8 protein-coding genes are annotated in these 9,601 nt (G+C 58.4%); 1 reads left to right on the top strand and 7 read right to left on the bottom strand.

All coding sequences use genetic code 11. The annotated features are described in order from the left end of the window. Positions 1 to 80 precede the first annotated feature (80 nt). The 4 genes from PMI23_RS03535 to PMI23_RS03520 all read right to left on the bottom strand — a co-directional run bounded on the left by PMI23_RS03535 (position 81) and on the right by PMI23_RS03520 (position 4,666). Positions 81 to 2,813: a hypothetical protein gene (locus tag PMI23_RS03535; RefSeq protein WP_007916239.1), complete on the bottom strand. Its 2,733-nt coding sequence runs from the start codon at positions 2,811 to 2,813 to the stop codon at positions 81 to 83. Positions 2,814 to 2,863: 50 nt separating this feature from the next. Further along, positions 2,864 to 3,334 (bottom strand): hypothetical protein, encoded by a 471-nt coding sequence (locus PMI23_RS03530; RefSeq protein ID WP_007916240.1) that lies wholly within the window; start codon positions 3,332 to 3,334, stop codon positions 2,864 to 2,866. A gap of 359 nt (positions 3,335 to 3,693) precedes the next feature. Further along, complete coding sequence (locus PMI23_RS03525) at positions 3,694 to 4,050, bottom strand: PilZ domain-containing protein (protein ID WP_007916241.1); 357 nt, start codon at positions 4,048 to 4,050, stop codon at positions 3,694 to 3,696. A 229-nt stretch (positions 4,051 to 4,279) separates the two neighbouring features. Then, on the bottom strand, positions 4,280 to 4,666 hold the full coding sequence (locus PMI23_RS03520) for a tetratricopeptide repeat protein (protein ID WP_007916242.1): 387 nt from the start codon (positions 4,664 to 4,666) through the stop codon (positions 4,280 to 4,282). A 170-nt stretch (positions 4,667 to 4,836) separates the two neighbouring features. On the opposite strand from PMI23_RS03520, the gene pyk reads away from it, so the two are divergent. Then, on the top strand, positions 4,837 to 6,288 hold the full coding sequence (pyk, locus tag PMI23_RS03515; RefSeq protein ID WP_007916243.1) for a pyruvate kinase: 1,452 nt from the start codon (positions 4,837 to 4,839) through the stop codon (positions 6,286 to 6,288). A gap of 268 nt (positions 6,289 to 6,556) precedes the next feature. Here pyk and PMI23_RS03510 read toward each other — a convergent pair whose 3' ends face one another. From PMI23_RS03510 to PMI23_RS03500, 3 genes are read right to left on the bottom strand one after another with little or no spacing between them, the layout of a single operon-like run. Continuing rightward, positions 6,557 to 7,306, bottom strand: coding sequence for an enoyl-CoA hydratase-related protein (locus PMI23_RS03510; RefSeq protein WP_007916244.1), 750 nt, complete (start codon positions 7,304 to 7,306; stop codon positions 6,557 to 6,559). Between the two features lie 28 nt (positions 7,307 to 7,334). Next, positions 7,335 to 8,270, bottom strand: coding sequence for an iron-sulfur-binding ferredoxin reductase (locus PMI23_RS03505; RefSeq protein ID WP_007916246.1), 936 nt, complete (start codon positions 8,268 to 8,270; stop codon positions 7,335 to 7,337). Beyond that, on the bottom strand, positions 8,263 to 9,369 hold the full coding sequence (locus PMI23_RS03500) for a GGDEF domain-containing protein (protein WP_007916248.1): 1,107 nt from the start codon (positions 9,367 to 9,369) through the stop codon (positions 8,263 to 8,265). Before PMI23_RS03500 ends, PMI23_RS03505 begins: the two co-directional genes overlap by 8 nt. Positions 9,370 to 9,601: the final 232 nt, after the last annotated feature.

The following is a 9,601-nucleotide window of genomic DNA, read 5'->3' as shown; positions in this document are numbered from 1 at the left end:
GTTGCATAAGGATTTAGCGCTTGAACGCAGTCGCTGCCAACTGTCAGAAATGACAGGTTTTATGACCACTCATCGGAAATTTACAACCGGATTTTATCCGTCGGCACTGATTCGATTTCAAACCGCTCACTGACGACCCAGTCAGAACCCATCGGATCGCTGTCGCTCGGCTGCAGCTTGAAACGACACCAGTTGCCACCCAACGGTAGCGTTTGGTCAGACAGGCCTTGCCAGTCAGGGTCGACCTGAATCGACGCTAGCCATGTCTTGTCCGGGTTGAACGGATCGACCAGAACACCGACGCCTTGACGGCCCTTGCCGGCAAACAGCACCGGGTTGCTGACCCAGCGTCCCGGTTCTGGGATCTCAACGGTGGGCAGATAAGTTGCCAGCTGAAGCGTGCGTTTCGCGCTATCGGATATAAACCCTTCGCAAGCCGCCACAGCGTCCAGCTCATGATTGCCCTCGTCTTGACCGGGCTCCAGCGTTACCGACCACGTCCGGTTTTCCCGCACCTCGGCGCTGGCCTGGTCGCTACCCAGCGTCACGGTCACGGTGTCGCCGGGCGTCGCAAAACCCGAGACCACGACCCGTCGGCCGACATGGTCATCGGCAGTCGGGGTTTCGATAAACGGAGCCGCCGGCACAACCTTGTAACGCAAACGCTCATTGGCCTGAGAGCGCTGCGCAATGCCATCGTGGACGAAGGTTTGAAAAGCCCAGATGGTCGTGTTGCCCACCGGCAAACTCACTTCGGCATCCCAGTTGCCTGACGCGTTCACCTCAATATCCGTCAGCAATGGCTCAGTAGCGCCTTCCAGCCAGACCTCCACCCGCGCGGTAGCTCTGCCGGTTCCAGCAATTTTCGAAGTGCGCGGCGCTCTTCCGCCAGGGATCGGCGTCGTGAATCGAGGCGGCGGCACTACCACCTTGAGCCTGTGCTCAGCACTGTTTGCCGAATCTCGCCCGTTGAGCGTCTGCTGCGCATGGAGGAAATATTCCCTCAGGTCCAGACCGAGCAACTGGATAGACCATTTGCCCTCCTCAAGCAATTCGAGCGGATCACCCAGCGTTGCGCCTATCTGGTTGTCATGCAATTGCATCACCGCGCCCTGCATGCCGTTATCACCTTCAATGGTGACGTCGAACCCCACTTCCGAGCCGGATCCCGGCGCGACAATGAGCGGTTGCAACATGACTCTGTGGACAGTGAAGGTTTTCGAGGTCGGTTTTGAAAGGAGATCGAGGATTGTTTGCGTGACCTCCGCGGCATGTTCGATATTTGCCTCGAACGGGGTTGGTCGCTGAAATGTCCAGGTGGATCCCGTCACGGTCGCCACATGCGTCTCGGTATCGTCGCTGAACCTGATGCTCACCGTGGCGCCCGACAAGCAAGTGCCGCGAAATACCGGCTCCAGCCCCTCTTCGCCAAGATCATCCACGCCTGGCGCCAGCGGTGGAATCGTGACGTACAGGATGAAAGGACGTTGCGAAGGATGGTTTCCAAGATGCTGTGTAATGCGCACTTCCCGCTTGTTGGTTGGGCCCCACTCAACCAAAGCAGACGTCGACCATTGGCCGTTCACGACCACTACACTCCGTGCAGCCTCGTTTGTATCGGGAAACCTGAGCGAGACGGTGGCACCTGTATAACCTTTGCCGCTGAAGACCGGTAGATACTCCTCGGTGTAGCTCGCCTCGGTGATATCCGGCATGTCGTTGCAGACTTTGAACTCAAGAGGCTGCGATTCGATCCAGCCACTGGCGTTGTCGGCGATCTTTTGAATCAACGTCACATCGTAGCTGCCCAGAGACCAGACAACGGGGGCCGTTTCCCAATAGCCCTGGGCATTGACGCGGACGTTGGAAGGCAAAGGCAGCGAGCCGTCGCTGGCAGAGAACTGGATTTCGGTCGAGAGGTTTTGATCGAAATGGCCGGAGCCGGAGAACTTCAAGCTTGTATCAGGAAGAAAGGTGACCTCAGGTTCTGCCAGTTTGGGAGGGCGGATTCGGAAAGAGCGGGGGGCGCTTCTCTTGGACGGTACGCCGCCAAAGGTTTGCATCGCGACAAGCGAGACGGGGCCTGGCTCGACAATGACTGGAGCAAACCAGTTGGCAGCGGATACTGCATCTTCCCCCACTTGAATGGTCGATAGATCCTTGAAAATCTGCATGACTGAGCCGGGCCAGCCCTGCGTGCCACCGATCGAGAAAGAGCAATTCTGTAAAGGCTCAACCGGGCTGGTGATGACGGGCGTCGATCTGCTCGTGACATTGATCGTTGCAGATAGGGGCGAAGGAAAATCGCCGATGATTTGCGTGGCAAAGTAAGACGCGCTGTTACCTGATAGCGTCAAGCGCTTTTCCCACGTCCCATCGGGTTGAATGTCAGCATTGCCCAAGACCCCGCCAGTCGATGCGTTATGCACCCTCACCGCCCCCAAGCCATACTCGCCACCGGCTCCTCGTATGGAGAATTGTTCGTCGACTTCCTCTCCGGAAACGGGAGAGATGATCGTCACTGGTGTGACGCGTAGATTCACCGTCACCTTCACGCCACCAACCGGCTGGAGCTCAAGCCTGTATTGACCGGGTCGGAACACGCCCTTTATCACAGTGTCCCAGCGCCCATTTTTTGGCGTAATCGTTTCGGCAGCGACCTCGTCATTTACACTGAACATACGCAAAACGATAGGGAAGTTAACATCTGAATTACCGGCAACGAAAATATCGCCATTTCTCACATAGGCATTATTCACCGGAGTTGTAATCGAAGTAATCAGCACTCCCTCTGACTCGCCTTCAGTAATCATCTGCAGCCTCCCTGTTGTTTAAGACTTTACATAAAAAAGCCAAACATCATTCAAATACTAAAGTCCACCCAAATTTCATTGGAGCCCACTGGATCAGACGCATCCCCTCTATCGAAGATGTATCTGATAAAGACTCGAGCACGTCCGTTGGCAGCAATCCATCCACCGCGAGGATAGCTATGCCACTCGCCGTCCTGCCACATGGCATCAGGGGAGTCGTTGCCCCACCATTGCCTAGAGTCGAAACTAAAATGCAAGTTTGCTTTGTTACCTCCTTGATTAACCAACTGGGTAATACGATATTGTGAGGAATAGCAATAAAACAAACCTCCACCATGTTTCCACCAATAGCTAAAAGTCAGATCACCTATAAAGTTACCCACACTGACGCGCAGTGTTTTGGTGACTGTCTGAGCACTATCGATCGACTTGAACTCCTCCTCTGAAATCGACTGAGTAGCGCTGACGTCCTCAAGACCGTCCGGATTTGAAGTTGTCAGTTTTTTTCTCTTGTCACTCATAAAAACCTCCGCACTTTGCTGAGCTGATTTGTTCCTGTTGCAAAAACATTGAACGCTCAGCCTGTGCAAGTGCACACCTGTAAGATCTGACAGTCCCGACGAACGGTATTTTTTCCAGCGAATAAACCGACTTGTTTCGGTCGGATAACCCCTGATCAGTTGTCGATCAACTGACTGATCGGAAACTGTTTCTGAGAGAGAAGGCTGAATAACGAGCGGGCGCAATTGATGCAACCCGACCGTTAATAAGCGCGTGCCAGTGAAGACGCTTTCGCGGACAAACCCGCTCTCACAGGATGCAGGTGCACCGGATCCAGTGTGGGAGTGAACCTGCTCGCAAAGCTTTTAGCGGTTTTGAATCAGGCAGAAGCCGGCAACGGCTGAAAACTGAAATAGCGCTGCAACGCCTGCACCAGTTGCCCAAATTCCGGCGGCGCGCGTTGCAGGACGAAGCCGGCGTCGTAGTGCAGCGGTGTGGCGTCTTCGTGACACCACACGCAACACGCCGTGAGGTCGATTACCTGCTGACAGCCATCGCTGGCGGGGATTTTCAGGCGTAACTGAAAATCCACACCGACCATCATGGGCAGTTGGCTGATGAGCATCAGCCCGTCTTCGGAGAGGTTGCCGAGAAAACCGATGGGCTTGTCGGTGACGCTGTTGAACACTCTGAGGAAATACGGCAACTGATGCCGTTCGATCCGTTCGGTAAACATGCGCAGTTCGCCATGCAAGGCTCCATCACAGAGCCGCACCTTTGCTTCGGAACGAGCCGGTTTCGCCGGCCGCTCTCCCCGCTTCCGGTGTAACGGTCGCTACGTCGCCGTCACCTTACAACTGCCAGTCGCGGGTGTTGCTCCGGATTCAGGAACCTGACGCTGAATCCGGGTTATTCGACTATAGCTCAGCTTGTACACACAGCCAGATTTTGTATGACAACTGTCATCAGAAACGGGTCGGTCGTACCACGGCAGCGGCACTGCGCGTCGGGTAGTGGCCCAGGCTCTGCAAGGTTTCCAGACGGGCACGGGCGCGGTAGGCGTATTCGCTGTTCGGGTACGAGGCGATGATGAACTGGTAGGTCTGCGCCGCGTCGACAAACATTTTCTGCCGTTCCAGGCACTGGCCGCGCATCATCGACACTTCCGGCCACACGTACGGACGGGCGCGGCTGGCGCGTTCGACCTTGGACAGTTCGAGCATGACCTGCTCGCAATTGCCACGGTCATAGGCGCTGTAGGCGTTGTTCAAATGATGGTTCATCGACCAACGGGTGCAGCCCGAAACGGCGAGGACGCTGAGGGCAAGGGCGGCAATGGGTACGAATCGCATGAGGGTTCTCCTGTCTTGTGCTCTGTATCGACCCTTGCCGAGAAATCTTCAGAAGTGTTTGCGCCAGTTGTCGAGTTCAATAAAGAAAACATTAAGTAGTGCAAACGAACAATGACTACACCCCAAGAGCATAGTAGCCTTCGCTAGCGCTTGAACTCAGGAGTCTTTGCATGTCCGTCCGTCGTACCAAAATCGTCGCTACCCTTGGCCCGGCCAGTAACTCGCCGGAAGTTCTCGAACAGCTGATTCTGGCTGGTCTGGACGTTGCCCGTCTGAACTTCTCCCACGGCACCCCCGACGAGCACAAGGCTCGCGCGAAGCTGGTGCGTGACCTCGCAGCCAAGCACGGTCGCTTCGTCGCCCTGCTCGGTGACCTGCAAGGCCCGAAAATCCGTATCGCCAAATTCGCCAACAAAAAGATCGAGCTGAAGATCGGTGACCAGTTCACCTTCTCCACCAGCCATCCGTTGACCGAAGGCAACCAGCAAGTGGTCGGCATCGACTACCCGGATCTGGTCAAGGACTGCGGCGTGGGCGACGAGCTGCTGCTCGACGACGGCCGCGTGGTGATGCGCGTTGATACCGCCACCGCCACTGAACTGCATTGCACCGTGACCATCGGCGGCCCGCTGTCCGACCACAAAGGCATCAACCGTCGCGGTGGCGGTCTGACTGCACCGGCCCTGACGGAAAAAGACAAGGCCGACATCAAGCTCGCCGCTGAAATGGAAGTCGACTACCTCGCGGTGTCCTTCCCGCGTGACGCTGCCGACATGGAATACGCCCGTCAACTGCGCGACGAAGCCGGCGGTACCGCCTGGCTGGTGGCGAAGATCGAACGTGCCGAAGCCGTGGCCGACGACGAAACCCTCGACGGCCTGATCAAGGCGTCCGACGCGGTGATGGTTGCCCGTGGTGACTTGGGTGTGGAAATCGGCGACGCCGAGCTGGTGGGCATTCAGAAGAAAATCATTCTGCACGCACGCCGCCACAACAAGGCTGTGATCGTCGCGACCCAGATGATGGAGTCGATGATCCAGAACCCGATGCCGACCCGCGCCGAAGTGTCCGACGTGGCCAACGCCGTGCTCGACTACACCGACGCCGTGATGCTCTCGGCCGAATCCGCCGCTGGCCAGTACCCGCTGGAAGCTGTGCAGGCAATGGCGCGCATCTGCGTCGGCGCTGAAAAGCATCCGACCGGTAAAACCTCCAGCCACCGCATCGGCAAGGAATTCACCCGCTGCGACGAAAGCATCGCACTGGCGACCATGTACACCGCCAACCACTTCCCGGGCGTCAAAGCGATCATCGCGCTGACCGAAAGTGGCTACACCCCGCTGATCATGTCGCGTATCCGCTCTTCGGTGCCGATCTATGCGTTCTCGCCGCACCGTGAAACACAGGCGCGCGCAGCGATGTTCCGTGGCGTGTATACCGTACCGTTCGACCCGGCTTCGCTGGAACCGCACGAAGTCAGCCAAAAGGCGATCGACGAGTTGGTCAAGCGCGGCGTTGTGGAAAAAGGCGACTGGGTCATCCTGACCAAAGGCGACAGCTACCACACCACCGGCGGCACCAACGGCATGAAGATCCTGCACGTGGGCGACCCGCAGGTCTGAGTGACACGCTGAAAAACCAAAGCCCCGGCATGTGAGTGCCGGGGCTTTTTGTTGTCTGCGTTGAATCGAAAGCCCCTCACCCTAGCCCTCTCCCAGAGGGACCCCGAGGGAGAAGGAACCGATTGAGGGAGGATGAACCGATTGAGGGATATTGCAGAATTGCACCGACCTGTTATCTCTGCGCTGAATCCGACCGGTTCTTTCAAGTCGATGTATAACGCATTACACCTCGGTCGGCTCCCTCTCCCTCTGAGTGAGGGCTGGCTTTTCAATGTCGTTTGATAAATCCGGTCAACGCCGCCAACGCTTCCGGCGAGCGCAGTCTTTGAGTGAACAATGCGCCCTCCTCCTCGATCACCTTACGAATCAACTCGCGATCCGGCGCCTTCATCAATTGCTTGCTGATACGCACCGCCTCAGCCGGCAGTTCGTCGAAACGCAACGCCACCTCCCGTGCCTTGCGCAACGCCGCATCGCCACTGCCCAATGCTTCGGTGGCAATGCCCCACGCCGCCGCCTGTTCACCGGTAAAGCCTTCGCCCAATAACAAAAGCTCTGCTGCTTTGGCCTGGCCGAGCAGACGCGGCAGAATCAGGCTGGAGCCGAATTCCGGACACAATCCAAGATTGACGAACGGCATGCGCAACCGCGCATCGCGGCTGACGTAGACCAAATCGCAATGCAATAACAGCGTGGTGCCGATGCCCACCGCCGCGCCGGCCACAGCCGCTATCACCGGTTTACGGCATTCGAGCAAATTGAGCATGAAGTGAAACACCGGACTGTCGAGGTCGCTCGGCGGTTGCTGGACAAAGTCGGCGATGTCGTTACCGGCGGTGAAGCACTCGGCACTGCCGGTGATCAGCACGGCGTTGATTTCAGGGTCGCCATCGGCCTGCTTCAGCGCCTCGGCGAGACGGCTGTACATGGCGCGGGTCAGAGCGTTTTTCTTGTCCGGGCGGTTGAGGCGCAGGGTCAGCAAACCGCGTTCGCGTTCCAGCAGGATGGCATCAGTCATGGCGTGTCTCGCGTCTGAAATTCAGCGCTCAACCACGGCTCAAAAATACGTCGGCCAGCAGTTGGTTGCGCGGCAATCCGGCCAGGTACAGACGTCGGGCGAAGGCATCGACACTGGCCGTCGAGCCGCAGACTAAGGCCAGGGTTTGTCGGGAAACAAGGCGCAGTTGCGCCAAAGCGGCGGCTGACTCGGCCGCTGTCCACAACTCGACGCTGAGGTTTTCCCGCTGTGCAGCCAGCGCAGCAAGGGGTTTGCCCAGATAATGCTCGCCCGCATCATGGGCGACGTGAATGACGCGGATCGCGCCTTGGTGATCCTGACGCAAGGCTTCACGCAGCACGCCGAACAGCGGGCCTAAACCGGTGCCGGCGGCCAGCAGCCACAGCGGCCGGTTGTGCCAGTCCGGGTCGTAATGCAAGGCGCCGCCACGCAGTTCGCCGAGGCGGATCGGGTCGCCGATCTGCAAGCGCCGTGCGGCATCACTGAATTCACCGGGCTGGCGGCAATCGAGATGGAATTCGAGAAAGCGGTCTTCTTCCGGCAGGCTTGCCAGCGAATACGGCCGCGCGATGTGATTGATCCACAGCACCAGATGTTGCCCGGCGCTGTAGCGCAACGGCCGCTGCGGGGTCAGGCGCAAACGCAGGACGCTGTCGCTGAGCCAGTCCAGCGCTTCGACCACTGCCGGGCGACCGTCGGTGATCGGGTCGAACGTATGCACCTGCAAATCTTCGACGACCTGACACTGACACGCCAGGCGCCAGCCCTCCTGACGCTGCTCGGCGCTCAAGGCGTCCGGCCGATTGTCAGCCGGCAGGCCTTGCACGCATTGCACCAGACAGGCATGGCAACTGCCGGCGCGGCAGCTGTAAGGCACCGCGACGCCATGCTGATTGAGTGCATCGAGCAGATTGCTGCCCGCGGCCACTGACCATTGTCGTTCACCGACGCGAAGTTCAGGCATCGACGTTCTCCCACGCGGCCGCACAACGATTGCGCCCGTCACGCTTGGCCCGATACAAGGCCTGATCGGCGCGCTGTAAGGCATCGTCCAGATCATCGCCCAACGTCAACAGCGTCATGCCGGCCGACAGGCTGAGGTTGCGCACATTCAGGCCGACCAGTTCAACGTCGGTGAAGGCGATACGCAGACGCTCGCAACACGCGGTCAGCCGTTCGGCATCGCAATCGGGCAACAACACAACGAATTCCTCACCACCATAACGCGCCAGCACATCGCCGTCGCGCAGGCATGCTTGAGCAACGCCGGCGAAGGCCTGCAACACCTGATCGCCCGCCGCATGACCGTGCAGGTCGTTAATGCGTTTGAAGTGGTCGAGGTCGATCAACGCCAGGCCATGCACGACATCGTCGTCCATGGCATTGAGCTCTCGCGAGGCCAGGCGCAGAAAATGCCGACGATTGAACAGCCCGGTCAGCTCATCGGTGGCGACCAGATCTTCCAGCTGACGCATCATCCCGCGCAGGGTGTCCTGATGCGCCTGCAAGGCAAACCGGCGCTGGCGCTGGCGTTGTCGCGAAACCTGGACGAAGCGCGCGTAAAGCACCAGCCACGCCAGCACCATCGCCAGAATGCACACCTGCAAGGCGGCAAGCGCCGGCTCGCGCAAGCGGAAGTAGTAGCCGTCCCACAGCGTGATGGCACAGAAACTGAAGAACACCAGCAAGGCACAGCGTATGAACGCCCGTCGACTGAGATGGAACAGGCCGAACAGCAGGATCAACACGTAGAACACCAGAAAGGCGCCGCGGGCTTCATCCAGATGGGCGATCAGCCAGGTCTGCCAGCCGAGACCGATCAGCACCTGTGCTTCGGTCAGGCTGGGATCGGCAAAGCGCAGATTGCGCCCGCTCCAGAACAGTGCAAACAGCACCGACTGGCTGATCACCACCAGCGCACTGCCGACGGCCACAGAAGTCAGGGACTGCTCGTAATGACCCGTGAAAAACGACAGCCACAGCAGCAGCAAAGCCAATCCATAGGTGGCCGCAGCGAGGGCAAAGCGTTTGAGCAAAAGACGTTGAATGGCGTTATGGGTCAATCGTTGACTCACCGTGCGATAAGAGGCTGACCGAGTGTCCTACTCTACAGACCGGCTGCCACTTTAGAGGCGTAGTCGATAAATGACCACCGATTTTCGGGCTCGAAATTTGACGTCAAAAGTGTGGCCTGCGTATACCGCCAAAAGCCCCTCACCCTAGCCCTCTCCCAGAGGGAGAGGGGACTGACCGAGTCGGTTGTTGGCGATACGCCGACCTGGAATACCGAGCCGA

The sequence above is a fragment of the Pseudomonas sp. GM24 genome (assembly GCF_000282235.1).
In the GTDB taxonomy this organism is placed as follows: domain Bacteria; phylum Pseudomonadota; class Gammaproteobacteria; order Pseudomonadales; family Pseudomonadaceae; genus Aquipseudomonas.
This window is presented reverse-complemented; position numbering and strand designations above follow the sequence as displayed.